The organism is Gryllotalpicola daejeonensis (assembly GCF_039538145.1).
GTDB lineage: Bacteria > Actinomycetota > Actinomycetes > Actinomycetales > Microbacteriaceae > Gryllotalpicola > Gryllotalpicola daejeonensis.
The window spans coordinates 68,111-94,140 of the sequence record NZ_BAABBV010000001.1 but is presented as its reverse complement, the minus strand read 5'-3'; the positions used below and the strand labels follow the sequence as shown (position 1 = coordinate 94,140).

At 67.3% G+C, this 26,030-nt stretch carries 30 protein-coding genes and 1 pseudogene; 15 read left to right on the top strand and 16 right to left on the bottom strand.

The window, feature by feature from the left end:
* Positions 1–23 precede the first annotated feature (23 nt).
* On the bottom strand, positions 24–1,382 hold the full coding sequence (locus ABD736_RS00535) for an anthranilate synthase component I family protein (RefSeq protein ID WP_344789788.1): 1,359 nt from the start codon (positions 1,380–1,382) through the stop codon (positions 24–26).
* A 159-nt stretch (positions 1,383–1,541) separates the two neighbouring features.
* Here ABD736_RS00535 and ABD736_RS00530 point away from each other — a divergent pair, with 159 nt between their 5' ends.
* From ABD736_RS00530 to ABD736_RS00520, 3 genes are read left to right on the top strand one after another with little or no spacing between them, the layout of a single operon-like run.
* Positions 1,542–1,784 (top strand): hypothetical protein, encoded by a 243-nt coding sequence (locus ABD736_RS00530; RefSeq protein WP_344789787.1) that lies wholly within the window; start codon positions 1,542–1,544, stop codon positions 1,782–1,784.
* Positions 1,781–3,748, top strand: coding sequence for a glycogen debranching protein GlgX (gene glgX, locus ABD736_RS00525; protein ID WP_425554977.1), 1,968 nt, complete (start codon positions 1,781–1,783; stop codon positions 3,746–3,748). The genes ABD736_RS00530 and glgX overlap by 4 nt, the downstream gene beginning before the upstream one ends.
* Before the next feature lie 25 nt (positions 3,749–3,773).
* Positions 3,774–5,549: a DEAD/DEAH box helicase gene (locus tag ABD736_RS00520; RefSeq protein WP_344789786.1), complete on the top strand. Its 1,776-nt coding sequence runs from the start codon at positions 3,774–3,776 to the stop codon at positions 5,547–5,549.
* A gap of 29 nt (positions 5,550–5,578) precedes the next feature.
* Here ABD736_RS00520 and ABD736_RS00515 read toward each other — a convergent pair whose 3' ends face one another.
* Positions 5,579–6,352 (bottom strand): potassium channel family protein, encoded by a 774-nt coding sequence (locus ABD736_RS00515; RefSeq protein ID WP_344789785.1) that lies wholly within the window; start codon positions 6,350–6,352, stop codon positions 5,579–5,581.
* Between the two features lie 42 nt (positions 6,353–6,394).
* Between ABD736_RS00515 and ABD736_RS00510 the strand changes: the two genes are divergently transcribed.
* From ABD736_RS00510 to ABD736_RS00495, 4 genes and pseudogenes are all read left to right on the top strand, one after another.
* Entirely contained in the window at positions 6,395–7,045 is a 651-nt protein-coding gene (locus ABD736_RS00510; protein ID WP_344789784.1) for an MSMEG_4193 family putative phosphomutase, read from the top strand.
* Positions 7,042–7,812 carry an SCO1664 family protein gene (locus ABD736_RS00505; RefSeq protein WP_344789783.1) on the top strand — a complete coding sequence of 257 codons (771 nt, stop codon included), beginning with the start codon at positions 7,042–7,044 and terminating at the stop codon, positions 7,810–7,812. The genes ABD736_RS00510 and ABD736_RS00505 overlap by 4 nt, the downstream gene beginning before the upstream one ends.
* Positions 7,813–7,850: 38 nt before the next feature.
* Positions 7,851–8,356, top strand: a pseudogene (locus ABD736_RS00500) (O-acetyl-ADP-ribose deacetylase).
* An 84-nt stretch (positions 8,357–8,440) separates the two neighbouring features.
* Positions 8,441–9,046, top strand: coding sequence for a DUF4232 domain-containing protein (locus ABD736_RS00495; protein WP_344789782.1), 606 nt, complete (start codon positions 8,441–8,443; stop codon positions 9,044–9,046).
* Positions 9,047–9,058: 12 nt separating this feature from the next.
* Here the strand turns inward: ABD736_RS00495 and ABD736_RS00490 are convergent, their stop codons facing one another.
* From ABD736_RS00490 to ABD736_RS00475, 4 genes are all read right to left on the bottom strand, one after another.
* Complete coding sequence (locus ABD736_RS00490) at positions 9,059–9,256, bottom strand: hypothetical protein (protein ID WP_344789781.1); 198 nt, start codon at positions 9,254–9,256, stop codon at positions 9,059–9,061.
* Positions 9,249–10,133, bottom strand: coding sequence for an oxidoreductase (locus ABD736_RS00485; protein ID WP_344789780.1), 885 nt, complete (start codon positions 10,131–10,133; stop codon positions 9,249–9,251). Before ABD736_RS00485 ends, ABD736_RS00490 begins: the two co-directional genes overlap by 8 nt.
* Entirely contained in the window at positions 10,126–10,779 is a 654-nt protein-coding gene (locus ABD736_RS00480; RefSeq protein ID WP_344789779.1) for an LbetaH domain-containing protein, read from the bottom strand. The genes ABD736_RS00485 and ABD736_RS00480 overlap by 8 nt, the downstream gene beginning before the upstream one ends.
* An 83-nt stretch (positions 10,780–10,862) precedes the next feature.
* A complete protein-coding gene (locus ABD736_RS00475) occupies positions 10,863–11,234 on the bottom strand; it encodes a VOC family protein (protein WP_344789778.1) in 372 nt (123 codons plus the stop codon).
* Between the two features lie 59 nt (positions 11,235–11,293).
* On the opposite strand from ABD736_RS00475, the gene ABD736_RS00470 reads away from it, so the two are divergent.
* Positions 11,294–11,764, top strand: coding sequence for a MarR family winged helix-turn-helix transcriptional regulator (locus ABD736_RS00470; RefSeq protein ID WP_344789777.1), 471 nt, complete (start codon positions 11,294–11,296; stop codon positions 11,762–11,764).
* 105 nt (positions 11,765–11,869) lie between these two features.
* Positions 11,870–12,226: a hypothetical protein gene (locus ABD736_RS00465; RefSeq protein WP_344789776.1), complete on the top strand. Its 357-nt coding sequence runs from the start codon at positions 11,870–11,872 to the stop codon at positions 12,224–12,226.
* A 270-nt stretch (positions 12,227–12,496) separates the two neighbouring features.
* Here the strand turns inward: ABD736_RS00465 and ABD736_RS00460 are convergent, their stop codons facing one another.
* The 4 genes from ABD736_RS00460 to ABD736_RS00445 all read right to left on the bottom strand — a co-directional run bounded on the left by ABD736_RS00460 (position 12,497) and on the right by ABD736_RS00445 (position 18,574).
* Positions 12,497–15,517, bottom strand: coding sequence for a type I restriction endonuclease subunit R (locus ABD736_RS00460; RefSeq protein ID WP_344789775.1), 3,021 nt, complete (start codon positions 15,515–15,517; stop codon positions 12,497–12,499).
* The gene (locus ABD736_RS00455) at positions 15,518–16,672 is read right to left on the bottom strand and encodes a restriction endonuclease subunit S (protein WP_344789774.1); all 1,155 of its coding nucleotides are present in this window, start codon (positions 16,670–16,672) and stop codon (positions 15,518–15,520) included.
* Positions 16,665–18,167: a type I restriction-modification system subunit M gene (locus tag ABD736_RS00450; RefSeq protein WP_344789773.1), complete on the bottom strand. Its 1,503-nt coding sequence runs from the start codon at positions 18,165–18,167 to the stop codon at positions 16,665–16,667. Before ABD736_RS00450 ends, ABD736_RS00455 begins: the two co-directional genes overlap by 8 nt.
* A 113-nt stretch (positions 18,168–18,280) precedes the next feature.
* Positions 18,281–18,574, bottom strand: coding sequence for a hypothetical protein (locus ABD736_RS00445; RefSeq protein WP_344789772.1), 294 nt, complete (start codon positions 18,572–18,574; stop codon positions 18,281–18,283).
* Positions 18,575–18,728: 154 nt separating this feature from the next.
* Between ABD736_RS00445 and ABD736_RS00440 the strand changes: the two genes are divergently transcribed.
* From ABD736_RS00440 to ABD736_RS00425, 4 genes are read left to right on the top strand one after another with little or no spacing between them, the layout of a single operon-like run.
* Positions 18,729–18,980, top strand: coding sequence for a hypothetical protein (locus ABD736_RS00440; protein ID WP_344789771.1), 252 nt, complete (start codon positions 18,729–18,731; stop codon positions 18,978–18,980).
* Between the two features lie 2 nt (positions 18,981–18,982).
* Positions 18,983–19,342 (top strand): hypothetical protein, encoded by a 360-nt coding sequence (locus tag ABD736_RS00435; protein ID WP_344789770.1) that lies wholly within the window; start codon positions 18,983–18,985, stop codon positions 19,340–19,342.
* 30 nt (positions 19,343–19,372) lie between these two features.
* Positions 19,373–20,137 (top strand): SOS response-associated peptidase, encoded by a 765-nt coding sequence (locus tag ABD736_RS00430; RefSeq protein WP_344789769.1) that lies wholly within the window; start codon positions 19,373–19,375, stop codon positions 20,135–20,137.
* The gene (locus tag ABD736_RS00425) at positions 20,134–21,051 is read left to right on the top strand and encodes a hypothetical protein (RefSeq protein WP_344789768.1); all 918 of its coding nucleotides are present in this window, start codon (positions 20,134–20,136) and stop codon (positions 21,049–21,051) included. Before ABD736_RS00430 ends, ABD736_RS00425 begins: the two co-directional genes overlap by 4 nt.
* Before the next feature lie 163 nt (positions 21,052–21,214).
* Here ABD736_RS00425 and ABD736_RS00420 read toward each other — a convergent pair whose 3' ends face one another.
* Genes ABD736_RS00420 through ABD736_RS00405 form a run of 4 tightly spaced genes read right to left on the bottom strand, consistent with a single transcriptional unit; the run spans position 21,215 to position 23,726 of the window.
* Entirely contained in the window at positions 21,215–21,745 is a 531-nt protein-coding gene (locus ABD736_RS00420) for a DUF1643 domain-containing protein (RefSeq protein WP_344789767.1), read from the bottom strand.
* Complete coding sequence (locus ABD736_RS00415; RefSeq protein WP_344789766.1) at positions 21,732–22,709, bottom strand: uracil-DNA glycosylase family protein; 978 nt, start codon at positions 22,707–22,709, stop codon at positions 21,732–21,734. The genes ABD736_RS00420 and ABD736_RS00415 overlap by 14 nt, the downstream gene beginning before the upstream one ends.
* Positions 22,706–23,221, bottom strand: a complete 516-nt coding sequence (locus ABD736_RS00410) for a hypothetical protein (RefSeq protein ID WP_344789765.1) — start codon at positions 23,219–23,221, stop codon at positions 22,706–22,708. The genes ABD736_RS00415 and ABD736_RS00410 overlap by 4 nt, the downstream gene beginning before the upstream one ends.
* Positions 23,222–23,255: 34 nt before the next feature.
* Positions 23,256–23,726 carry a hypothetical protein gene (locus ABD736_RS00405; RefSeq protein ID WP_344789764.1) on the bottom strand — a complete coding sequence of 157 codons (471 nt, stop codon included), beginning with the start codon at positions 23,724–23,726 and terminating at the stop codon, positions 23,256–23,258.
* A 111-nt stretch (positions 23,727–23,837) separates the two neighbouring features.
* Here ABD736_RS00405 and ABD736_RS00400 point away from each other — a divergent pair, with 111 nt between their 5' ends.
* Positions 23,838–24,311 carry a hypothetical protein gene (locus tag ABD736_RS00400; protein ID WP_344789763.1) on the top strand — a complete coding sequence of 158 codons (474 nt, stop codon included), beginning with the start codon at positions 23,838–23,840 and terminating at the stop codon, positions 24,309–24,311.
* Positions 24,312–24,513: 202 nt separating this feature from the next.
* Here the strand turns inward: ABD736_RS00400 and ABD736_RS00395 are convergent, their stop codons facing one another.
* Both ABD736_RS00395 and ABD736_RS00390 read right to left on the bottom strand, forming a co-directional pair.
* The gene (locus tag ABD736_RS00395; RefSeq protein ID WP_344789762.1) at positions 24,514–24,855 is read right to left on the bottom strand and encodes an SdpI family protein; all 342 of its coding nucleotides are present in this window, start codon (positions 24,853–24,855) and stop codon (positions 24,514–24,516) included.
* A gap of 119 nt (positions 24,856–24,974) precedes the next feature.
* Positions 24,975–25,619 carry a DUF2637 domain-containing protein gene (locus ABD736_RS00390; protein ID WP_344789761.1) on the bottom strand — a complete coding sequence of 215 codons (645 nt, stop codon included), beginning with the start codon at positions 25,617–25,619 and terminating at the stop codon, positions 24,975–24,977.
* 96 nt (positions 25,620–25,715) lie between these two features.
* Between ABD736_RS00390 and ABD736_RS00385 the strand changes: the two genes are divergently transcribed.
* The gene (locus tag ABD736_RS00385; protein WP_344789760.1) at positions 25,716–26,030 is read left to right on the top strand and encodes a hypothetical protein; all 315 of its coding nucleotides are present in this window, start codon (positions 25,716–25,718) and stop codon (positions 26,028–26,030) included.

The following is a 26,030-nucleotide window of genomic DNA, read 5'->3' as shown; positions in this document are numbered from 1 at the left end:
TCGCGCCGCGCCGGACTGACGCCTCAGCCGCCGAGCGCCTCGATCAGCGCCGCTGCCTTGAGTTTCATCTCGGCGAGCTCCGCCTCGGGGTCGGACGACGCCGTGATCCCGCCGCCGGTGCCGAACGTCGCGCGCTCGGCATCCACGACGATCGTGCGGATCGTCGTGGCGAAGTCCGCCGTGCCATCCGCCGCGAAGTAGCCGAACGCACCCGCGTATGCCCCGCGCGCCACGCCCTCGAGCTCCGCGAGCAGCTCGACTGCACGGCGCTTCGGCGCGCCGGTCATCGAGCCGGCCGGGAAGAGCGCGGCGAAGGCATCCACCGCCGTGAAGCCGGGCGCGAGCCGCCCCGTGACCGTGCTGACGAGCTGATGCACCGTGCGGTACGACTCGACCGCGAACAGCTCGTCGACGGTCACCGAGCCGAGCGCGCTCACCTTCGACAGGTCGTTGCGCACGAGGTCGACGATCATCAGGTTCTCGGCGCGCTCCTTGTCGCTCGCGACCAGCTCTGCGGCGAGCGCGGCATCGGTCGCCGGGTCCGCACCGCGCGGGCGCGTGCCCTTCATCGGCCGCGTCACCGCCACTCCCCCGGCGCGCACCTCGACGAAGCGCTCGGGCGACGCGCTCAGCAGCTCGCGGCCGCCGAGGCGCAGCAGGCCGCCGTGGTGGCTGGGCGCGAGCCGCCGCAGCCGCCGGTAGACGGCGACCGGGTCGGCCGGCCGCGGCGCCGACCACTGCTCGGTGAGGCAGAGCTGGTAGGCATCACCCGCCGCGATCCGCGCCTGGCAGGCGCGCACGAGCGCGAGGTACGCGGCATCGTCGTGCGCACGTGAGATCTCGAGATGGCCGGTGAGATCGCGCGGGTCGGTGAGATCGGGCGGGCCGGTGAGATCGGGCGGGCCGGATGCCTCGGCCGGGCTCGCGTCGAGCACCGCCAGGGTCGCCTCGACCCATTCCTCATCGCCGGCGCGCGCGACCACCCGCACAGTGCGCGTGCCGTGGTCGAAGACGACGGCGCGCTCGACGAGCACCGCCTCGGCGAGCGCTGCGTCGCCCGACGCAGCGCCGAGCCCGAGCAGCGCAGAGCCGAACTCATGCGAGAACCAGCCCACCCACGCAGGAAGCAGCCCGACGCTGCGACGCGCGGGAGGCGCCGTACCCAACGCGGCGAGCATCGGTGCGGCATCCCCTGCGCTCGCCGCACCCCGCCGCCGTGCGCGCGGCCCCGGCCACCCGATCAGGCTCATGCCCGATTCGGCATGAACTCCGGAGTCGAGCCACGCCACCTCACGCGTCCCATCGTCAAGCGCGAGGAACACCGCCTCGGGATCGGCCCAGCGATCGGCGCCCCGCTCGATCAGCGGACTCTGCCCAGGCATCCGGCGCTCACCAGATCACGCTAGCCGCACAGCCGTCGCCGGTGGCGAGAGATGACGAATACCCAACGCGGCGAGTGCTGTCAACGGCCTGTCGCCGCTCAAGGCGCCGACCTACTTTCATCGTGGAGCAGCGCTGCTCCTGGAGGGGAAGGACGTGCGATGAACAGCCAAGCGGTGTACCGGACAGACGCGGGCGACTGGAAGATCGAGAAGCAGACCGAGGGGCTCTACCGCGTGACGAGCGCGGCGGGCAGCGCGCGCCGCAGCGCGGGCTACATTGAGCAGGTGGGGTCTGTCTGGGTCGCTCTCGCAGGGAACCGTCTCGACCACTGCGTCGAGGTGGGGCAGTCGATCACCTTCGACCGGGCCGCGGCGCTGCTGTTGAAGCACGAGGCTGCGTGAGCCCGGGCCACGACTTCGCGCGCCCGTCGCTCGGCGTCCAGCTGACGGGCGACGGCGCCCAGGTCGCGGTCTACAGCGAGAACGCCGATGCCGTGCACGTCTGCGTCATCGGCGATGACGGCTCGGAGACGCGCACCGAGCTCGACCGGCGCACCGGGCACATCTTCCACGGCTTCGTGACGGGCATGCGCCCCGGGACGCGGTACGGCCTGCGCGTGCGCGGGCCGTGGGATCCGGCATCCGGGCTGCGCTTCGACGACGGCAAGCTGCTGCTCGACCCGTACGCGACGGCGACGGTGGATGCCGAGGACGGGACGATCCTCGGGGTGGTGACCGACCCCGGCTCCTTCGATTGGGGCGGCGACCAGCCGCCGCGCACACCGCTCGCCGAGACGGTCGTGTACGAGCTGCATGTGAAGGGCTTCACGAAGCTGATGCCCGGGGTGCCCGAGCAGCTGCGCGGCACCTACGCCGGCCTGGCGCAGCCCGCGGCGATCGACTACCTGCGCGAGCTGGGCGTCACCGCGGTCGAGCTGATGCCGGTGCACCGCTTCGTGCAAGACGGGCACCTGCTCGACAAGGGTCTGCGGAACTACTGGGGCTACAACTCGCTCGCGTTCCTCGCGCCGCACCCCGAATACGCGGCGGCGGCCGACCCGCTCGAGCAGGTGAACGAGTTCAAGGGCATGGTCGCAGCGCTCCATGCCGCCGGCATCGAGGTGATCCTCGACGTGGTCTACAACCACACGGCCGAGGGGAACGACCAGGGGCCGATCCTGAGCCTCAAAGGCATCGACAACCCCTCCTACTACCGTCTCGTCGACGACAGTCCAGAGCACTACTTCGACACGACCGGCACCGGCAACAGCCTGAATGTGGGGCATCCGGCCGCCCTCGCGCTCATCATGGACTCGCTGCGCTACTGGGTGACCGAGATGCACGTCGACGGCTTCCGCTTCGACCTCGCGACGACGCTCACGCGGCAGGGCGGCGACCCCGATGTGCACAGTGCGTTCCTCGCGCTGATCCATCAGGACCCGACGCTCGCGCCGATCAAGATGATCGCCGAGCCGTGGGACACCGCCGGCTACCAGGTCGGCGGATTCCCCGCCGACTGGTCGGAGTGGAACGGCCGCTTCCGCGACGACGTGCGCGACTTCTGGCGCGGGGCCCCAGGCATGCTCGGCACCTTCGCCCAGCGCGTTCTCGGCAGCCCCGACGTCTACGAGTCGTCGCGCCGCTCGCCGCTGTCGAGCGTCAACTTCGTCACTGCCCACGACGGCTTCACCCTCGCCGACCTCACCAGCTACAGCGAGAAGCACAACGAGGCCAACGGCGAGGGCGGCGCCGACGGGGAATCCGACAACCGCTCCGCGAACTACGGCGCAGAGGGCCCGACGGACGACGTCGAGATCAACCGGCTGCGCGCCCGCCAGCGCAAGAACCTGCTGGCCACCCTGCTGCTGTCGGCCGGGGTGCCGATGCTCCTCGGCGGCGACGAGCGGGCGCGCACCCAGGGCGGCAACAACAACGCGTACTGCCAGGACAACGAGATCTCCTGGTTCGACTGGGAGCACGGCGACGACGAGCTCACCGCGCTCGTACGCGCGCTGCTGAAGCTGCGCCGCGAGGAGCCCGCGCTGCGCCCCGACTGGTATCGGGGCGCCCCGGGCACCGGCCCGCGCACCGTCGACCTGCGCCGCGCCGACGGCCGGCGCTTCACGAACAGCGACTGGCACCGACCGGAGCACCGCGCGATCCAGTTCGTGCTCGGCCACCAAGGGCACGCCACCTTCGCGCTGCTCATGAACGCGGCCGAGAACGGCGTCGAGTTCGCGCTGCCCTACCAGCAGCGCCGCGTCTGGCGCCTCGAGCTCACGAGCGACGACCGGCTCGACGTGGACACCGCGCGGAAGCTCACGCTCGCCCCGCGCTCCTTCGCACTGCTGCGCTCGACCCGCTGACGGTCACGACGGCTACGGTTAACAGGTGAACGATTCAGCTCAGGATTCCGCGCAGACCGAGGCCGACGAGGCCCGCGACGCGACGCCGCCCTTCTCTGAGCTCGGCCTCAGCGCGCCCGTGCTCAAGGCTCTGAAAGACGTCGGCTACGAAACCCCGTCCGCGATCCAGGCGGCGAGCATCCCGTTGCTGCTGGAGGGGCACGACGTCGTCGGCCTCGCGCAGACCGGAACGGGCAAGACCGCGGCGTTCGCGCTGCCGATCGTCTCGCGCCTCGACGTCTCGCAGAAGAATCCCCAGGCCCTCGTCCTCTCCCCCACGCGCGAGCTCGCCCTGCAGGTGTCCGAAGCGTTCGAGAGCTACATGGCGCACCTGCGCGGCGCGCACGTGCTGCCGATCTACGGCGGCCAGGGCTACGGCACGCAGCTGTCGGCGCTGCGCCGCGGCGTGCACGTCGTCGTCGGCACGCCCGGGCGCATCATGGACCACCTCGAGAAGGGCACCCTCGACCTCTCCGAGCTCAAATACCTCGTGCTCGACGAGGCCGACGAGATGCTGAAGATGGGCTTCGCCGAAGACGTCGAGACGATCCTCGCCGAGACGCCCGACGACAAGCAGGTCGCGCTGTTCTCGGCGACGATGCCCGCGTCGATCCGGCGCATCTCGAAGACCTACCTGCACGACCCGCAGGAGATCACGGTCAAGACGAAGACCACGACCTCGGCGAACACCACCCAGCGCTACCTGGTGGTGTCGTACCCGCAGAAGGTCGACGCCCTCACCCGCATCCTCGAGGTCGAGAACTTCGACGCGATGATCGTCTTCGTCCGCACCAAGAACGAGACCGAGACGCTTGCCGAGAAGCTGCGCGCCCGCGGCTACACCGCCGCCGCGATCAGCGGCGACGTCGCGCAGGCCCAGCGCGAGCGCACGGTCGAGCAGCTCAAGTCCGGCAAGCTGGACATCCTGGTGGCGACGGATGTCGCAGCCCGCGGTCTCGACGTCGACCGGATCAGCCACGTCGTCAACTACGACCTGCCGATCGACACCGAGTCGTACGTGCACCGCATCGGCCGCACCGGCCGCGCGGGCCGCAGCGGCGCCGCGATCAGCTTCGTGACGCCGCGTGAGCGCCGCATGCTGACCTCTATCGAGAAGGCGACCCGCCAGCCCGTGACGCAGATGCAGCTGCCGAGCGTCGAGGACATCAACTCGACCCGCCTCAGCCGTTTCGACGACGCCATCACGGCGGCGCTCGAGCAGACCGACCGCATCTCGGCGTTCCGCGACATCATCGGCCACTACGTCGAGCACCACGATGTGCCGGAGGCGGATGTCGCCGCTGCGCTCGCCGTCGTCGCGCAGGGTGACGAGCCGCTGCTGCTGTCGCCGAACGACGTGCTGACGCCGCCCGCCGAGCGCGGGGTGCGCGACCGCGACGGCGACCGGGGCGGCCGCTTCGATCGCGACCGTGGCGATCGCGCGGACCGCTCGCGGCCGGGTCGTCAGGGCCGCGGCGAGCGCACCGGCTCCCTCGCTCCCTACCGCATCGAGGTGGGCAAGCGGCACCGGGTCGAACCGCGGCAGATCGTCGGGGCGCTCGCGAACGAGGGCGGCCTCAGCCGCGACGACTTCGGGGCGATCAAGATCTTCCCCGACTTCTCGATCGTCGAACTGCCCGCCGACCTCGGTGACGCGCTGAACCGTCTCGCGGACACGCGCATCAGCGGCCGCCTGATCGAGCTCAAGCCAGACCAGGGGCGGAAGCCGCGCAAGCCCCGCGCTCCCCGCCGGGAGTATTGAGCCACTGAGCGCGCGACCGAGCGCTGAGGCTAGGCGTCCGGCGGCTCCCGTGCAGGTGCGTCGGCCGAGGCATCCGACCGCTTCTGAAGCTCGAGACGCAGCGAGCGGATTTCCTCACGCAGCTCATCGAACTGCAACGCGGTGATCGCCTCTTCCTCCGCCTCCTCCTCTTGCGTGACGCGCTCGACGATCCACGACGCGAGCGTCGCCGAGACGACACCGATCAGGGCGATGCCGCCGAACATGAGGCAGACGGCGACCAGTTTGCCGACGACGGTCACGGGCACGCTGTCGCCGTAGCCGACCGTCGTGATCGTGACGATCGCCCACCACAGCGCGTCGCCGATCGTCTGCACCGCGCCGCCGTGGCCGTACTCCGCCTCGAGCTCGGCGAGCGCCGCGACGTAGATCAGCAGCGCCGCGGCGCCGATCGAGAAGATCACGATGCGCCCGCGCAGGGCGGTGCCGACCCGGCGCTGCAGCACGGTGAACGCGGCGGCCACGCGCAGCAGCCGCAGCGGGCGCAGGATCGGCAGCGCCACGATCGCCAGGTCGACGAGGTGCGTGTAGAACCAGCGCCACCTGGGGTGCGCCAGCGCGAGGCTGACGACGTAGTCGACCGCGAACGCCGTCCAGCTGATCCATTCGACGATCTCTGAGATGCGGCGGGCGACGCCGTGCAGCTCGCCGATGACCTCCCAGGAATACGCGATGAGGAACAGGATCGCGAGCCCGGCGAGCGGCCAGTCGGTCCACCGCCGCCACTCCTGCTGCGTGATGCGCCGCGCCCTGCGCTCTGCCATGCGGCGACTCTAGCGCCGGCGCCGCGTGCCTAGGCTGGCGACATGGCCACCGTCCTGCTCGTGCGCCACGGGCGCACCGACGCGAACGCCCGCGGCGTGCTCGCCGGGCGCGCGGGGGGCGTGGGGCTCGACGAGGTCGGGCGGCAGCAGGCCCTGCGCACCGCTGAGCGGCTGGGGGCCGTGCGACTCGTGCGGGTCGTCTCGAGCCCGCTGATGCGCTGCCGGCAGACGGCGAGGCTCGTCATCGAAGCGCAGGGCGAGCGCCCCGAGGCACCCGTCGAGCGGGGGCTCACCGAGGCGGACTACGGCGACTGGCAGGGGCGCCCCATCAGCGAGCTCGCACGCGAGCCGCTGTGGCAGGTCGTGCAGTCGCGCCCGTCGCAGGCGGTGTTTCCCGGCGGCGAGTCCATGCTCGCCATGCAGGCTCGCGCGCTCGCCGCGGTGCGGCGGCACGACGCCGCGGTCGAGGCCGCGTTCGGACCGGGCGCCGTGTGGGCCGCCGTGACGCACGCCGACCTCATCAAGTCGGTGCTCATCGATGCGCAGGGCCGGCCGTTCGACGAATTCCAGCAAGTCGCTGCCGCGCCGGCATCCGTCTCGGTCATCCGGCATCACGCGGGCGGCGCGCGCGTGCTCGCGTCCAACTCGGACGGCGCGGGCCTTGCGCGCCTGCTGAGCGAGGCAGAGCGATGACGGATGCCGCGGCAGAGCTTCCCTCGGGCGAGCTGCGGCTGCTCGCCCGCATCCCCACGGCATCGAACGCGGCCTTCCTCGCGGCAGTCGGCGAGACGCTCGTGATCTACAAGCCGAGCGCGGGCGAGAAGCCGCTGTGGGACTTCCCCGACGGCGATCTCGCGCAGCGCGAGGTCGCCGCCTATCTGGTCTCCGAGGCTCTCGGCTGGGGAATCGTGCCACCCACCGAGCTGCGCGACGGACCGCTCGGGCCCGGCATGGTGCAGCTGTGGCGCGAGCCGGTCGACGCGCCGCGCGCGGTCGAGATCGTCGCGCCAGACGTCGCCCCGGGCGAGCGGCGGCGCGTGTTCGAGGTCATCGGCGACCCCGAGTTCCCGGTGGCGCTGCTGCATGAGGACTCGCCGCCGCTGCGCCGCATCGCGGTGTTCGACGCGATGGTCAACAACGCGGACCGCAAAGGCGGCCACATCCTCGAGATGGCCGACGGCCACCGGCACGGCGTCGACCACGGCCTCAGCTTCCACGTCGACGACAAGCTGCGCACGGTGCTGTGGGGCTGGGCCGGCGACGAGCTGGCTGAGGCCGAGCTGGCCGGCATCGAGCGGGTCAGGTCTGGGCTCGCGGGCGCCTTGGGGGCGGAGCTCGGCGAGCTGATCAGCCCCTACGAGCTCGAGATGTTCGAGTTCCGGTGCGAGCTGCTGCTGTCGGAGGCGCGCTTCCCGATGCCGCGCGGCAGCTGGCACGTGGTGCCGTGGCCGCTGATCTGAGCACGCCCAGAGCACGCGCGAGCGCGCAGACTGGACCCATGCCTGAGCTCTCCGCCGTCCTCGGCGACATCACCGAGCAGCGCGTCGACGCGATCGTGAACGCGGCGAACAACCGGATGCGGGGCGGGGGCGGCGTCGACGGCGCGATCCACCGCGCCGGCGGCCCCGCCGTGCTGGCCGACTGCATTGCGCGGTTCCCCGGCGGTCTCGCCACCGGCGACGCCGGGTGGACGACCGCGGGCGAGCTGTCCGCGCGGTGGGTCATCCACACCGTCGGCCCGAACTGGGCGGCCGGGCAGCGTGACCGGGCACTGCTGGAATCCTGCTATCGCGCTGTCTCGAGGTGGCCGACGAACTCGACGCGCGCAGCATCGCCTTTCCCCTGATCAGCGCAGGGGTCTATTCGTGGCCGCTCGACGATGCCGTCGCTGCAGCGGTCGACACGATCAGGGGCGCCCGCACACGCGTCGATGAGGTCCGCATCGTCGCCTTCCAGCAGCACCTCTTCGACCTCGTCGAGGCGGCGGTCGAGGCATCCGCCTGAATCGCCGCGCACTACGGCCGATGCTGCACGCCCAGCGGGTACCGTTCGGGTATGCGTACGAAAACCTCGAGAGCGGCTCTGTTCATGACTGGGGCGGCGCTGGTCGCGCTCGCGCTCGCGGGGTGCGCTGGCAACTCATCGCCGGCCGCGACGGAGACCGTCACCCCGTCGCCCACGGCGTCGCCCACGCAGACCTCCGTCAACCCGACGCCGACCCCGACCCCCACCTCGACGGCGGCGGCCGGGGACCTGTGCACGACCGACCACCTCACGGGTGCCGTCGGCGAGCGTGACGGTGCCCCCGCAGGCGCGGGCGACGGCATGAACCAGAAGAAGGAGGCGATCATCGTGACCAACACGGGGTCGACCACCTGCACCCTGCAGGGCTGGCCCGGTCTGTCGCTCGTCGGCAAGGGCAACGGCACCCAGCTCGGCGCCGCCGCGCAGCTCGACCGGACGACGCCGCACCCCACCGTCACACTCGCTCCCGGCGCCAGGGCGCAGGCGCCGTTCACTTATAGCAACGCCCAGGTGTACGCGCCCGAGGAGTGCAACCTGACCGACGCAGACGGCTTCCGCGTCTACCCGCCGGGCAGCACGACCTCGCTCTTCATCTCCGACCTGCTGCAGGCCTGCACGCTCACGACGCACGACCTGCTGACCGTCGGGGCGTTCGTCCCGTACCCGTAAGCCCTCGCCCCCTCACTTGGTCACTTTGATGTCCATGTGATTGACGAGGATGCCGTCGCGGATGCCCGTCGGCAGGTGCTTGTTCAGGACGAAGAACAGCCGGCTCTGGCTGTCGATCTGGTTGAACAGCTTCGGCTTGTCGGCGGGGATCCGGAGATGCGGATGAGTTTCCGGCCGCCCGGCTGCCGACCGCGCAGCCGAGTCAGCCATCGCTCGTCGCCGCGAGCAGCGGCACGACCACGTCGCTGATCGGGGTGGCGACGCCCAGGGCGCGGCCAACGCGTTGCACGACGCCGTTGCGCACGTCCCACTCGAGGGCGCGCCCCGACTCACGGTCGGCAAGGATCGAGGTGCCGCGGTCGATCGGCTGGGCACGGAACCCATCGAGGATCGCCTGCGGCGTCTCGTCGTCGAGCTGCGCGCCGGCGGCTCGGGCGACCGCAAGGCACTCGCGCACGTAGTCGAGCGTGAGCGCGGCGATGTCGTCGCGACGGAATACGCCGGCGCGGCGACCGGTCAGCGCCATGAGCCCAGCGGCCGCGTTCTGCAGCAGCTTGCGCCAGGCCACTGAGGTGAAGTCGCCCGCGGTGTCAACGATGCAACGGGTGCCGCGCAGCGCGTCGAGAACCGTCTGGCTCGCGGGCCTGTCCGGCAGCGTGAGCCGCGCCTCGCCGTGCAAACGGACGGAGCCGTCGGACTGCGTCTCGGCGGGGAACCACACGACTGCCGGGATCACGGTCGCGCCCGCCGCGAGCGGGGTCACGGCTTCCTCCTGCTCTACGCCGTTCTGCAGCACGCAGACCACGGTTTCTGTCCCGCACAGAACTTCGAGCCAGGGGCGCGCGGCTGTCGTCTGGGTTCCCTTGACTGCGAGGAAGACGAGGTCTGCCGGGCCATCGACGGCGGCGGGTTCGGTGAGCACCGGGCCGGGAACCACGATGCGCGTGCCGGCCGCGTCGAGTGCGAGACGATCCCGAGCGGTACGCCCACACAGCAGCGGCGCCCGGCCGGCCTCGTGCAACGCCGCAGCAATCGTCGTGCCGATTGCGCCCGGGCCGATCAGTGCGATGCGTCGGCCTTCAGGCATCCGATCGGCCCTCGCCCTCGTATTTGTCGAGGAACGCCTCGGCATTGAGCGTGCGGAAGTCGAGGAGCCGGGCGTGGAGCGTCTCGTGATCCCAGTCCCACCAGGCGAGACGCTCGAGTCGTGCCGCGATCTCTGGCCGCTGGCGGAACCGGATGATGCGGGCCGGAACGCCGGCGACGATGGCGTAGGGCGGGACGTCTTTGGTGACGATCGCACCCGAGGCGACGACGGCGCCGTTGCCGATGACGACGTCGGGCTTGATCTGCGCGGCGTGGCCGATCCAGGTGTCGTGACCGATCGTGGTGCGCCGTGCGCGGCGCTTGGCGAACCATTCGGCATCGTCGGGCTCGCCTTCCCAATACTTCGCCGAACGGTACATGAAGTGGTGCAGGCTCGCACGGTCGAGCGGGTGGTCGGTCGCGCCGATGCGCACGAAGCTGGCGATGTTGGCGAAGCGCCCGACCGTCGTGTTGGCGACATCGCACAGGCGGTCGCAGTAGCTGTAGTCGCCGAGCTCAACGGCGTCGAACCGCGACCCCGCGCCCACTTCGGTGTACCGCCCCAGGACGCTGTCGACCATCGTCGCGCCCTCGTGCACAAGACCGTCTTCCGGCAGCTGTGGCGTCATCGTTGTTCCTGTCTGCATCGGTTCAAGTTGTCCAGATGACTATACAAATCTCCGCATGACCCAAAGTGAACGTTCGATAGCTGGAATCGAAAGCGATGTGCTTACGCGCGCCCGTGCAGCGTGACGGCGTAGCCGTCGGGGTCGCGGAAGGTGAACATCGGCCCGAACGGTCTGGGCGCGGGCGGCGCGACGATCGGCACGCCAGCGGCGACGAGTTGCTCGTGGGCCGCTTCGGCGTCTTCGACGACGAGCCACAGCACGACGCCGGCACCGGGCGCAGGCTGCACGGCGGCGGGGTCGAAGCCGGGCATCGGCTCGCGCACCGCGAACGGGATGGGCGAGGTCTCGAAGACGACGGCGTGCGGGGGTGCGGCGTTCGAGCGCTTCAGGCCGAGCTGCGTCTCGTAGAAGGACGCTGCGCGCTCGAGATCCGAGACCTGCAGGGCGAGGAAGCTGGGGCCGGTGACGTTCATGATGATCTCCTTTTGATATCAGGCTCCTGATATTCCTCAGTATGTGTCAGGATCTTGATATGGCGCAAGACCCTGAACGGATTCCCCTCAGCGAGAACCTCGGCTACGTGCTCAAGCAGGCCCAGAGCGCGCTGCACTCGGCGATGGACGCCGCTCTGCGCCCGCTCGGCCTCACGGTCTCGCAGTACTCGTGCCTCGAGCAACTGAACCGCGTCCCCGACCAGACGAACGCACAACTCGCGCGCGGCACCTTCGTCACGGCGCAGTCGATGAACGACGTGCTGCGCGGCCTGCAGCGCCGCGGCCTGGTCGAGCGCCCCGACACCGCGCCGGCGGGCCGCGCGCGCCCGACTCGACTGACCGTCGCGGGCCAGGCAGCGCTGGACGATGCACGTCAGGCGCTCACCCCGGTGGATCAGATCATGGATGCCATCGCGGGCGCCCCCGAGAACGCCCACCTGGTCGCAGGCCTGCAGTCCATCGTGGCGGGCCTGGGGCCGGGTGCCCCGGACGATTCCAGCGACGCATAAAGGCCGACATGGTCGGGCACCCCGAGTCGCCCGCGCAAGCCCGTTGATACACCGCCTCCCGCGCCGTCGAATATCAGCAGGGCTTACGGAAAGGAGACCATCGACATGACGGTCCGACTGAACGAAGACGCGCTCTCTCACGCGCGAGGCCTACTCCGCAGCGGCGACTTCGTCGCAGACGAGCGCGACGACTGGAGCGAAGACGCACCCTCGGCCGACGACGGCAATGCCTTCATCGACAAGCACGGCATGAAGGAATACACGAGATGGTTCCTCGGCGAGGACACCGACGAGACAGAGGGCACGAAGGGCCGCTACAAGTTCCCCTACGGCGACTTCAACAAGCTGCACCGCTGCGCGGTGATCTCGGGCGAGAGCCGTGCCGGCCAGTACAAGCATCCGTCGATCGAGAAGGCGTACCGGGAACTGCTGGACGCGCTCGACCGCAAGTCGGGTAACTGATCCGAGCGATCCGCGAAGCCGCCCGTGGCAGAGAAAAGGCCCGGTAGGAAAACCTTCCTACCGGGCCCTTCGCTGGTCGGGCTGACAAGATTTGAACTTGCGACCCCCTGTCATATGTTCAGAACCCCACCAAGGTGCGGTAATCCGCACCCCGACTGGGAACTCGGCCCGTTGTCGCGGAGATCTCGCAGCCAGCAGCAAGATCCTCCCGACCGCGTATTACCGGCCATTCCGTGCCATTTCCGGTTGATTATGCCGGGTTTACGCCGACTAATAGTGCTGCTTGATGTACTCGAACGCCCTATCGAACAGCGGCCCGCTCACCGGGAAGCCGTGGTCTTTCAGTGCTCTGCGCAGCGTGCGCTGCACATCGAGAACCTTCGCGCTGGCTTCGCCGTCGGCCTGCCAACCAGGGAACGTCTTCTTTCTGACGATGCCGTCGATCTCTTCGACGGCTGGCCGAATCTCGGCTGGCGTCTCTGCTGTCTCGAGCTCGACGAAGATCTGCGTCAACGCGCCGACGTCGGGGTTCAGAAGATTGTCGAGCCCCTCCGCCCCTGACTTCTCTTCGGCGTCTTCGGCCGCGGTGAGGTCGCGGGCGATCTCGAGCAGCTCACGCAGGTATTCGATGGAGCTCTGCGCTCGTTCGTCGGCAGCCTGCCGCAGGCGCTCAAGGCGCTCGGACAGCGTGCGGTACACGACGTGGCCGCCGGTCGCGTCAATCCTCTTCCGCAGGCGGTCCGCGATCGAGTCGATGATCTCGTCGGGTGTCTTCTCGATGATCGGTGAGTCCGTGGTCAGCAGGCCGCGGGCGATGAGTTCTCGGATCGTGTCTGGGCCGGCGATCTGAACCGAGACACGGGGGTTCCGGATGCCGTCGATCACGGTGTGCTCGTGGACGAGGGCCAGTGTCTTATCGAGGAGGTCCGCGTCGAGCGGTGTGCCCTTGGGAAGTGACGCCTGGAACACCTGCGCCAGCCACCGATAGTCGTCGGCGTATGGAGCGAGCTGCCGAGCGGTCGGCCACAGCTCTTCCCACAAAGCCTGCGCGGCGCGAAACTCAAGTTGGAACTTGTCGCGGTGAGGGCCCTCGGGAATGCGCGCCAGTGCCTGGGTGAGCGCGTCGGCAGAGGAATCCTGCTTGTCGATGCCGACAAAGCGAACGTCGAGCGCGTCAAACGCCTCTTTGAAGAGCGCCAACATGTGGTCGATATCGAAGTCCTGCGTCTTCCCGTCGGGGTCCGCAGGGACCATCGCACGCGCGAACCCGTCACCCAGCCCGATGTAGTCGACGACGAGACCGAACGCCTTCGACTGCCCGGTGACCGGGTGCTCCCAGGTCCGGTTGGTGCGCGTGATCGTCTGGAAGAGCGTGTGCAGCTTCAGCGGCTTGTCGAGGTACATGACGCCCTCGATCGGGGCATCAAATCCCGTTCCGAGCTTGGACGTCACGATGAGGAACCGCAGGCGGTCGCTGAAATCGCGGAACCGGTTAAGGAGCTGCTCCTCTTCGACCGGATTGAGGTGGAAGCGCTGCCACTCCTCCTCGCCCTTCTCTGCAACGTTCATCACGACCGCAGCCTCGTCCGGTGTCTCACCGAGCCGAGCTGCGCGCTCCTCGAGCAGCTGCGTCAGCTTGTCGTAATACAGCGCGCAGAGTTGTCGCGAGCCGACGACGATCTGCGCCTTCATGCCGAGCGGAGCAACGTTCGCGTAGTAGTGGTCCACGATGTCTTGGCAGACATGCTCGATGCGCTTCGGGTTGGAGAGCAGCGTCTCTACCCGCGTCGCCTTCGACGTCAGGACCTCTTTCTCGTCCTCATCGAGCTGTTCTTCCGCCGCGAGCTCATCGAACGCGTCGTCAAGCTGTTGCTTCTCCAGGTGAGACTCCACAGACCTCGCGCTGACCTTGATCGGGACCGTTGTCCCATCGTGGATGCTCCGGTCGGAGTTGTAGGTGTTGAGCGCCGATCCGTCATCGTCCGGATCACCGAAGAGCTTGTAGGTGTTCTGATTGAGGTTGGCGATCGGGGTGCCGGTGAACCCGAACCAGAACGCCTTCGGTAATGCATCCCGCATGTGAACGCCGAGCAGACCCTCTTGGGTGCGGTGGGCCTCATCGACGAGAACGATGATCTTGTCGCTCTGGTTCAACTCCCCCGCGTCCTTGAACTTGTGCACGGTGGTGAAGATGACGCCACGCTCCGCCGGAGGCGAGAGCAACGACCTGAGGTGAGATGCGGACTGCGCCTCTGTGATCGTGGGCATCGCCGCCGCGTTGAACTGGTTGAAGGCCTGCCGGACGAGCTGCACCCGGTCAGCGACTACGACGATCGTCGGCCGGCCGAGTGCCTCCGCCTGGTTAGAGAGGTTGATCGCCGCCCAGAGCATTGACAGCGTCTTGCCGGCGCCCTGGGTGTGGTAAATCAGCCCGCGGTGTTTCGAGCCGTCGACGACGCGGCTGACGATCCGGTTCACCGTCTCGTATTGGAAGTACCGTGGGACGAGCTTGCGGGGCTGCTGGCCCGGGCGGTTCTCGAACATCGTGAAGCGACGCAGGAACTCGAGGATGGTCTCCGGCGCGAGGAGCAGCTCGGCGGACTGCTTGACGAGGTCCGGACCTACAGGCAGTGGAGCCTCGGTGGTGTCGCCCCATTGCTTCCATGATTTGACGGGCTGGCCGATCGCGCCGTAGCGGAAGTCAAGACCGTCGGTTGCGAACGAGAAGACGTTCGTAGCGAAGAACGCTGCGGCGTGCGGCTCGTAAGTGTCGTGAATGTCCCGAGCACCGTCGATCCAGGATGTCTGCTGGGCGACAGGGGTCTTCGTCTCCCCCACGACCAGCGGAACTCCGTTCACCCAGAGGACGATGTCGAACCGGTAGTCCTTGGCCCCAGAGCGGTACGTCACTTCGTCAGAGACGATCAGCCGGTTGTTGCCCGGATTCTCGAAGTCGATGAAGTGCAGCGGCTGGTCCAGCAGCGGCGGGGCGAACAGTTGGCTACGCTCACCGCGCAGGTAGGCGATCAGCTCCTCGTTCGCCGCGAAGAGACCGGTTGAGCCGGCTGCACCGATGATGTGCTGTCGGACGCGCCGCACCGCTTCGTCGAGGCGATCCGTCTCAGAGGCGAACGCCGGCGTGAACCGGACCAGCGCATCCCGCAGGTCCGGTTCGATGAACGCGTCTTTGAGGTCGCGGGAAAGCTGCGCACCCGGGATGTACTCCCATCCTTGTTTGGACAGCTGCGCAATCAGCGGGGCCTGAACGGTGGCCTTCTCAGAGAAGCCCATCTATGCCTCCAAGAGAGCGTCGTATGAAGCGGGGATCTCATGGTCGCCGGAGAGACATGCCGTGAGGAGCTCGGCGCGGAGGGCGCGAAGTGCCGACACCGTGGTCTCTGCGCTCTGAAGCATGCTCTTGTGTGATTCGAGGCTCGATCCGACAGAGTTCCGCCGTTCGTGACCTGGCCACGGAACTTCCATTACTCCCCATGCAGACTTTGAGACGATGGGCATCGTTGTCTTGCCCGCTCGCCCTTTAAGGCGACTCTGGAACGTTGGACTAGACATCGCACTCGCGAGGAAAACGGCGTCGAATCGGGTACCCAGTGATACAGCGTTGATTTGCTGGTTGTACAGAGCCTCCCCGTGGTGTGTTCCGACCTTACCGATGGTGGCTCCGATGCAGACCTGCAGTACGGCGTGGCCGCGGAGTGTGCGTTTTGATGCTTTCGCAGCTGACGTCGAGACCTTGCGGCTCGTCGATTGCACCTCGGTGCCGAGTCTGTCAACGTCGCCCGGCGTGATAAAGGGGACATCCTCCGGGGTCCAGTTCGCTGGATTCGATGACGCCGGGGTCTCGCCAGTGAAGAGATCGCCCAGCGTGCGAATCTGAGCTCGCTCCGGAACGTCCCAGAGTGACTCCGAGATCGCGACGAGCGACTCGGTTGCGGCGCGGCGCTCTTCGGCTGCCGCCTCGATCGCGTCATCGACGGCGGCGATCAGATCGACGATGCGGCGCTGCTCGGAGATGGGCGGGAGTGCGACTTCCACGTCGGCGATGGCTGATATCGAAAGGGATACGTTCGCAGTCCCCTTCATCCGAGACACGAGAAGCTCGTTGCGAAAGTGGCTTAGAACAAGGTGCAAGTACTTCGTGCTGTACCGCGCAGAATCCTTCACCTGGACCGCGGCGATGATGTTCGCGACAGCGAACTTTCCAGAGGCGTAATGGACTCGCTTGAGGGACGCGTGTCCATGGCCCGTCGAAGAGACCAGCGGGACGCACACTGCTTCGCCCTCTAACTGATAGTCCGCGCTGCTGGCGAACTCTTCGCCTGTGACCACGAGAGGGTACGGCCCGGGAACTGCCTTAAGCGTCGGCGTCGTGCCTTTTGTAATGGTGCAGAAGTCGCGGACACGAACCGTCATCCACCCCTCACGCATCGAAGCCGGCCGCCTTCAGCTTCTCGTCGAGCGCTGCGCGCGCGGCGTCGAGCGCGTCAGCTGCTTCCCGCATGCGGATGATCGCCTCTTCCACGTTCGCTTCAACCGCGGTTTCCCGCTTGATGTAGAGACCGATGTTCAGGTCGTATCTGTGCTCGGCGAGCTCGGTGCGGTCGACGAGGCGCACATCAACGCCGTCGGGCCCGTCCACATCGAGGCCGGTGTGATAGCCGATGGACACGGTTTCGATGTCATCATCGGACATCGTGTTCTGGTTCTTGCCCGGAACGAAGCGCCGGTCAGCGTCGATGAACAGCACCTTGCCGAGCCGCTCAACAGGCTTCTCCGCGCGGAACACGAGGATGCAGACGGGGATGCTCGTCGAGTAGAAGAGGTTCTTCGGCAGACCGATGACCGCTTCCAGCAGGTCCCGTTCGATGAGCTCCTGGCGAATCTTCTGCTCGGCGCCGCCGCGGAACAGGACACCGTGCGGCATGATGATCCCGGCGCGACCGGTGCCGTCCTTCATGGTGGACACCATGTGCTGAATCCAGGCGTAGTCGCCGTTCTTCGCGGGTGGAACGGCACCCAGGGCTCGTCCCCATGGGTCTGCGCTCCATCCGTCAGCACCCCAACCTTGCAGCGAGAACGGCGGGTTCGCTGCCGTGACGTCGAAGCGCATGAGTTTGCCGTCGACGGTGAGTTTCGGGTCCCGGAGCGTGTCGCCACGGTAGATGTGCGGGTCGATTGCCCCGTGCAGGTACAGGTTCATCTTCGCGATCGCGGAGGTCGTGAGGTTGATCTCCTGCCCATACAGGCGGAGCTGCGCCGGGTCTCCCCCGCCCGCTCGCACAGCGTTGGACACCTCTACGAGGATGCCTGCAGAACCACACGCGGGATCTGCAACCGACTCACCTGCCTTCGGGTCCAGGATCTTGGTCAGTAGATGCACAACCGAACGCGGCGTGTAGAACTCGCCAGCCTTCTTACCTGAGGCCTCTGCGAACTCTCGAAGCAGGTACTCGTAGGCGGACCCGAGCACGTCGCCTGAAATCGACGATGGGTCCAACTTGATTCGGTCGAAAGCGTCGAGTAGCTCGAGGAGCGCGGACTCCGGAAGCCGTTCCTTGTTCGCCCAGTTGACGTCCCCAAAGACTCCATCGAGCTTCTCTGGATTCGCTTCCACCAAGCGCAGCAGAACGTCAGCCAGTTTGGCGCCGACGTTCTGCGGAGTGTTGATCACGTCAGCCCAATGGGCGCCATCCGGGATCTGAAAGGTGTGGTCCTCGACGAAGTCCTCATCGAACTCGCTTATCGACCGGTTGTATTCGTAGATCCACGTGTCGCAGATCCACTTGTAGAACATCACCGGAAAGACATAGGCCTTGAAGTCGCCCGGATCGACGGGGCCGCGAAGCGCATTCGCTGCGTTCCAAAGCGCGCGCTCGAGCTGCTGCTGCGTGAGGTGCTGGGGCTGCGTGGGGATCAGTGTCACACGGGGCCTTTCGGGAGTGTTTCTCTCGCGAGACTACAGGCGACGCGCGCCGCTTCATCAGGCGCAAGACCACCCCAGATCGCGCCACGGCGAGCCGTCAAAGCGACCGAAGGTCAGGCTTCGGTTCGCACGCTGAGCAGCATCTCCCGCTCCGCCACCTGGGCTTCGACCGCTGCCCGCGCTTCCGTATAGCTGCCGCCTTCACCAACTACTTCGCGTGTCGCGATCGAACGCGCGAGGACTTCCAGAGTCTGCGATTTTTCGCCAACGCCATGCACACGCACGGCCTCGAACCCGGCCGGGACGCTCGCCAGCAGCTCTGTGCGCAGGCTGCTCTGATCGGGTCCTGATGCCTCCGACGTCCACGTCTCCTTCGACCGAACCACACCCACAACCCGCACGATCATCCACCCTACGAACCGCGGGCGCCGCGGTGCGGACAGGGTCGCAGCGTGTCTTCGCCGGGTTGTGAATCTCGCACGCGTGTTCTACGTTAACCGGGTCGACGGGCGCTTATAGCCCTTCAAGTTTCGTAGAGTTGTGCAACTTCGGAGGTGCCTGATGATCTCGCATGTGGGTGAGCCGGTTCATCTGATTCTCGATGGCGGCCGCCCGGCCCGGTTCTACTGGCATGAGCGGTGGACGATCACGCAGGCGACTGCTGATGCCTTCGACTGGTTGGGCGATGACAGCAGGGTCGCGTCGTGGCACGTCGCCGCTCAGACCGAGGATCTGAGCGACGCGGCAGAGTTCGAGCTCACGCGCGACTACGCGGCCGGCGGTTGGCTGATCGACTCGGTCACCTACGCCTGACGGTGGGCGGCCAGACCCGCTACCCCTCCCGGATCGACCAGGCGATCATCCGCGGTGAGATACGGCCACAGCCCGTCAGCCTCCCTGAGCGGATCAGCGGGCCGCTGCGTGAAGTGCGCCCGGTCCGCGTGTGGGTCACGCTCGAGTTCCTCACACCCCGCGGCCCGACCTGGGTCGAGATCGAAGCGACCGCCCAGCGCTGGAACAAACGCTTCGTCGAGGTCTCGGCTGTCATCCCCGGCGGGGACGCTGTCACAGCCATCGTCTTCGCGTCCGCCTGCCGCCGCTACGACGCTGACGAGGAGTTGGCGAAGCGACGCAAGGCGATGGAGGACAACCGATCCAGGCGGCGGGGACGATGACCGCAGTAGCCTGATCGCACCCGCGAGGAGGTGGTCAATATCTGCGGACGTTTCGCCCTTGACGACAAGGTCAACGCCCTGATCACGGAGTTCGTGCGCGCCGGCGGTCGCCCGAATGACTGGCAGCCCGGCGCTGAGGCTGATGATCCAAGCTCGTGGCGTCACGCGTTCAACCGCTTCAACGTGAAGCCGACCCAATCAGTCCCGATCATCTTCGAGGGGAAGGTCGGCGACGACGAGGTTCAACGCCGTGCAGAGCTCGCGCGCTGGTCACTGGTCCCGTCGTGGAGCAAGACCCTCACGAGCAAGTACCCGACCTTCAACGCCCGCATCGAGACTGCTGCAGAGAAGCCAAGCTTCAAGGCGAGCGTCAAGTCCAAGCGGGCGATCATCTTCTCGACGGGCTGGTACGAGTGGCAGGACCAGGGCGGCCCGAAGAAGGTGCCCTACTTCCACCACGCTCCCGACTATTCGCCGCTCGCCTTCAGCGGCCTGTACTCCTGGTGGAAGGACCCGGCGGCCACGGGCGAAGACGACGGGTGGGTGCTCACCGCGACGATCCTGACCACCGACTCGATCCCATCACTCTCCGTCCACGATCGCGCGCCGGCACTACTCCCTCGATCACTTCGCGAGCACTGGATCGACCCGACCGTCGTGGGCGACCAGCAGCTCCTCGACGAGGTCCGCGACGCAGCCGCAGCGGAAGCCGAAGCGATCATCGTCGATGAGGTCGCGCCGATCCCGGCGAACGGGGACGGGCGAGAGTTGATCGAGCCGGTGCACGCGTCGTGAGTGCCGCCGGGCCCACAAGAGGAGACCTCGACTCGCTCGCGAACCTTCTCAATGTCCATGCGGATGCCGGCAGAATCCTCGTCGATCGAGCGCTGAACAACGCACCGACCCCCGGTTCCATTCGGCAGCAACTTCTGGACCACCAGCGGATGCGCGAAATCTCATGGACCGGTGTCGGGACGGTCGGCAACCGGCTCACGGTGAACTTGATCACAGCGTTCTTTGGGGCGCTCGATCACATCCGCGCGCTCGCGATCTACCTTGCTGGCGCGGAGCGCATCGGCACTTCGCAGGCAACCATCGGCCGAGGTGCAGTGGAAGCTCTCGCCAGAGGCTGGTGGCTTCTCAAAGCATCGGGTCCCGACGACCTCGTCTGGCGAGTCACTTTCCTCGAGCGAGACGACTTAAGCCGGCTGGCAAAGATTGACCCCGCCGGGTCGCTGCAGACGCATGAGAGCCGAACGCTTGACGCGGACGATCTGATCAAGAAAGCAGACGAGTGGGCAGCTGCGCAGCAACTCGGAGCACTCACTAACCGAAAGCGCGGCTCCGGGCCAACTGCTCGCGTCGACGGAATGATGAGTGAACTCGTCGGGCAACTCGGGAACGCCGCAAAGGACCGCAGCCGATTTGCGGTCCGCTACTACCACGACCTCTCGGGCGCGGCCCACTCCATGTCCCACGCTGTCGCCGGCTACCTAAACCATCGCGGGCCCGGCCCAGTGGCGTCGAATCACGTGCATCTCGAGGCCACGCGCTCGCTTGTCATCGACTCAGTCGACACACTCATCCACGTCAGCCGCTTCGTCCACAACGGACTGGCTGCGCTGAGCGCCCTCGACGAGGCGACGATGAAAACGTGGAATGCCGAGCACGACAAGATCTTCGCGACGATACGAGCGCTGCGCGCCTGACCTGTCACACTGGCACGTCGCGGTGCTGAGCCGCGCCGCGGTCTCCGGGATCGGCCAGAAGTCGCTGTCGTGGGCTCGCGTCCTTCAAGCCTCTGGCGGGGAAGTCGGATGGCCCGATCTCCCGACAGCTGTCCGTCGCGCCGCGGAAGAGAACCCGCCGACCCTACCGTGACGCGCGGGCAGCGTCGCCGATGCCCCAGGGAACCAGTTGAGCGGCGCCATGAACGTAGAGCGGATGCTTCGGTGAGCCGTCCTGGTTCGTGCCGAGACACAGCAGCTCACGCCCTGCGGCGAGCTGGCTGAACTCGGTCACTCGCCGGGCTGCGGCGTGCCCACCCCATGCGCACACCATCATCGGCGCTGTCGCCAAGGCTTCGACCAGGTACCGGTCGTTCTCGAGACCGACGGGGTCAGCCGCACGCTTCATTACCCGCGGATTCGTCGCCCGGTAGGCGAACAGATTCACGACGTCGATTCCGCCGTAGCCCCAGCGATCAGCGAATCCCATGCACCGCCCGATCGTGCGGTCGTCTACGAGCGCGTCGGCCACGCTTGGGTTCAGCATGACGAACGTCACTCGGCCAAGTGCGGCATCCCACTCCCTGGTCAGCCGGTACCGGTACGCCCCGTCGGCAGAGAGCTCTGCGGTCCGCACGATCTCGCGCTGCCCGGACTCCGGCTCAGTCGAGGGCATGCGGGTCCATCAGATTGGGTGCATCCGATCGCTCCGAAGCGCGCCTCCACCGCAACGCGCTCAGATCGTCCGCCTCGACCTCTTCACGTCCAGCCGCAGCGAACGGATCGCGATCAGGGTCCTCGGACTCGACAATCGGATCAACGCCGACAACCCGCTCCCTGATCAGCTGCGCGAGCAGCTGAGTCCTCTCCCGCGGCGCCATCGCCTTCACGAGTGCCCGGATCTCCGCATCGAGCTCCCCCGCCTCCACCTCGCGCAGCGCATCGAGTCTCGCTTCGACGTCGACCCGTGCGCGGATCGGTTCGGAGGCCTGGATCAGCTGCTCCCGCTCAGGTTCAGGGCGCGGGGTGATGCCGAGGGCGACCATGGCATTCACGTAGGCGTCGACGATGCGCCGGAACTCGGCCTGGCGGCGCTCGGGGTTGAGCGATCCGAACGCACGAGCTGAGGTATGCCGGACTTCAACGACTCGGAGATCGCGGGCCTCAACCAGCTGCTGGAAGGCGGGGCGCTTCCGGGCACGGCGCACGACGTCGGACGCATTTCCACCGTGCGCGACGACCCAGCGGATGCGGGGATGCAGCTCGAGGAGACGGATCAGCGGGTCGACGCCTTCCTCGCGCTGTGCTGCGGAGAGGCTGTTGTCACCCCCTTTGTCCTCGTGTTGGTACCAGGGGAAGCCGTTCCACGGGCACACATCGTCGAAGGTGAGGCCAGCGGCGTCGAATGCTCGGCCGAGACGCCGCGCAGATTCGTCGTCGTTGCGCACCGACAGCACACCCGAACCTGCACGGCCGGATGCCATCGGACCGGGGTCGGAGAGCAAGCTCAGGATCGCGGCGCCGCTGGCGTCGTAGATCGGATCGACATAGGGAACCGTGGTGCCCGGTCGCTCGGCGCGGAGCTCGTCAACGAAATCATTGACGGCCTGGACGCGCGGCACATGGAAGCGGTCGCTCATGCTCCCAGTTCTCCGAGCCGCTCCACGATCTTCGACGGCAGCTGCGCAGCTGACAGCCTGAACGGCGACCACTTGTCAGCGCTATCAGCTTTCAGGGATGCCGAAAACCGGTAGGTCTTGTTCGTAGTCATCGAGCCCTTCATCGCGTCGAACTCGACGCTCGGAACCAGCCACGCTCTGTCGATCGCACCACGCTCAATATCCACGAGCACGAACAGCATGTCGAGGTCGGCGCGCGGTCGGAACGTCGCGTCGCGAACGAAGGCCATGAACCGGCCTCGGCCCACGACTGCACCGTCGGACATTCGGGCTTTCACCTGCACAGCAAGGGTCGCGGTGGAGTCACGGCGGTGGAAGACGAGATCTACGCCTTCGTCGTCGACCAGGGAGGTCGAGACGTTCAGCTGTCCGCGGGTCCCCAGAATGCAGACCGCGGCGACCAGGAACTCTGCTGCCTTCCCCATACGCCCGGAGTCCGGTGACTTCGTGAGGTAGCTGTCTTCGTCGCTCACGCCTTCATCCTGCCTGCGACCAGCGACACCACGATCAGCGCACGGCGGTGACGACGTGGACAGCGCTTCCTGCAGGCGCCTCTACCGTCAAGCCGCCATCACCGTCGAGGGTCACCGTATAGTCGCCGACCACCGCGCGACGCACGCCGTCTTCGAGAATCTCAACAGCAGCTTCCCCCGTCCGCACGACATCGGTGTCGACGTACTTCACGGGTCGTGCCTGACCGCGCGTCCACGGCGCGACGGGCGGCTTCTGGCCGATCAGCTTCTCGAACTCGACCGACTCGACGCCATCGAAACGGACGCGGCCTTCCTCCACGCGCGCCCACCCCGTGGTGTCGTAGGCGGAGACCACCTCGTCGCCGTAGACGCCGATGACCACGTCTCCGAAGCGCGCCGCAGCCTCGTCAGAAACGCCGGCCCAGTTACCGAGCGTGACGTCTTCCAGCGTGCGGGAACCGTTCTGAACATCGGGGTAAGAGCGTCGCAGGTTGACAGCAATCATGGTGACCTTATCTTTCTCGTTAGTTCCATCATCTTGTTGCTACTATCGGACATTGTCAAGATGTCGCATCTTCGGTGGAAGATGACACACTGGGCCAAGGAGGACCACGCATTGACCGCTTCAGCAACCACATGCCCGGTCTGCGGCCGTTCGACGACCCGCAGCGTCGCGATGGTCTACGCCCAGGGCACCCGCAAAGGCACCGCGAGCTACGCATCCTTTCGCGGAGCCACCGCCACCAGTTGGGGAGTCGCAGACACGTCGAGTTCCTCCCTTCTCGCGAAGTCGGTCGCACCACCGCCGCGCGCCGGAAGCGGCGCGTTCCTCGACGCGTGGCAGCGGAAGGAGCCTGGCAGTCGCCTCATGGTGTGGGCGGTGCCGCTGCTGTTCCCGGGAATCTTCGTCGTGATCCCTGCAATCGCCGGCATCGTGCTGGGCTGGGTCGGTTACGCGCGCTGGCGGCGGTACACCCGCGAGTACAACAGCGCAGTCTGGCCGAAGCTGTACGAACAGTGGCAGCGGCGCTGGGTGTGCACGACGTGTGGGGCGATCTGGACACCGGAGCCCTTTTACGACGCTGACTGACAGGCGCTCTCGTACTCCGTATTCGCGATCGTCTGCTCGCTGTCGATCGTCGCCTTGGTTCTGATCGTTGGCGCTGTCGAGATGGTACTGATCGGCCCCCGGTCGAGCATTCTCGCCCCGGTCGCACTCATCATGTCGATTCCTGGGATCACAATCATGCGCCGCCGGCTGACGCTTCGTCGCGCGATGCGTCAGCGCGTCGTCAGCTGACGGCGCGAGCTGCTCGGCTTCCCGCGACTCCTGCCCAGACAAGGGACAGCACCAGGAAGAAGACGACGCCCCAATACGCCGGGTTGAAGAACAGCCCGGTCAAGGCGCTGGCAACACCACCGGTGAACCCCACCCACGCCGCTGGAATCGCTGCAGCATGCCCCGCGGCCCACGTCTCGTCGCTCCGCATGAGGGCCGGCAGGCGCAGGCCAACCGAGCTGTTCAGCGGGATCGACCCGCGACTGGCGAGGGTGCAGATGAGTACGACGAAGGCGAGGAGCGCGCAAAACACCCAGCCGAGAATCGCCAAGCCGCCCGCGCTGTCGTCCGCCACACGGTCAGCGTCCAGCGGATACCTATGCATTTGCCGACAGCGAAGCGCCCCGAGCCGATTCCTCGACTCGGGGCGCTTCATGAACAGAACACCAGTCTTGATCTGGTTGTGTGCGGGGCCTACGCCGTTTCTGCGGCCAGCCGCGCCCGCAACCTTGCGCCACTCTTCCGTGACTGCCCGAGCTTCTCCCCGAGCACGGGCCCGCTCGGCCACTCCCCCGTCTCCGCGAATCGCTCCTTCGCCCAGGCGATCACCGTCTCCTTCGCCACGGTCGAGGCCATGCCCCGCGGCGCCACCGATGCCGCCTTCGCTTCGACCCGAGCATCGGGCGTCTGCGCTGCGGCGCGCTTCGGCCGCGTCGCGCGCACGGGCGCCTGGCGACCGATCATCCTGACGACGATCTCCAAGCTCGCGAGGAGGCTGACGGGCGGGCAAGCGCCGACGACCATCCTCGCGATGACAGGTAGATGTTCCGCGCCATCCGCGGCGTGGATCGCGTTCGCCGCAAGGCTTATGAGCACGGTGCCGCCGGTCACCGACCAGGCGAAGAGCCGGGTTCGAGCCTCGCGCTGCGTGGAGCTCTGCACGGCAGCAACCGCGGACAGGCAGCCGACGCCGTCGAGGATCAACGGGTACGCCCACGCCAGGTGCGGCGAGATGTTGGAGGCGATCGCCAGTTGGGTGAGCGCATCGAACGACAGCGCGAATGCCAGACCCGCCGTGATGATCAGTCCGATTACAACGGCGATGTTCGAGCGACGCATGAGAACTCCTCCTTGTGAGACGCAGACTGACTCCTATGCGCGGCAGATCGCGGCGGGTGCGCTTGGGTCGTTTCTCTCGGCTCGTATGCTCGCGTCATGGCCGAGCACATCCATCTGGTCTTCCGTCGAACGGACGGCGAGCTGTTCCCCGTCGATGTCGATGCGAACGGAACGATCTCCCCGGGCGCGGCGAGATCGCAGCCCCCGCTTCCCGGCCTTCCGAGATACGAGAGCTCACGCATCATCGGGTTCTCCTCAGACGGCGACCAGCTCGACATCAGTTGGCGGTTCGTCACCGAGTTCCCGGGCCTGGCCGTCGGACTCGTCCCTATCGTCGAGGGTGCGATCCCCTCTGCGACATCCGGGCTGAAAGCGTTGCGACTCGACAAGAGGTTCGAGCTGCCGAAGTAG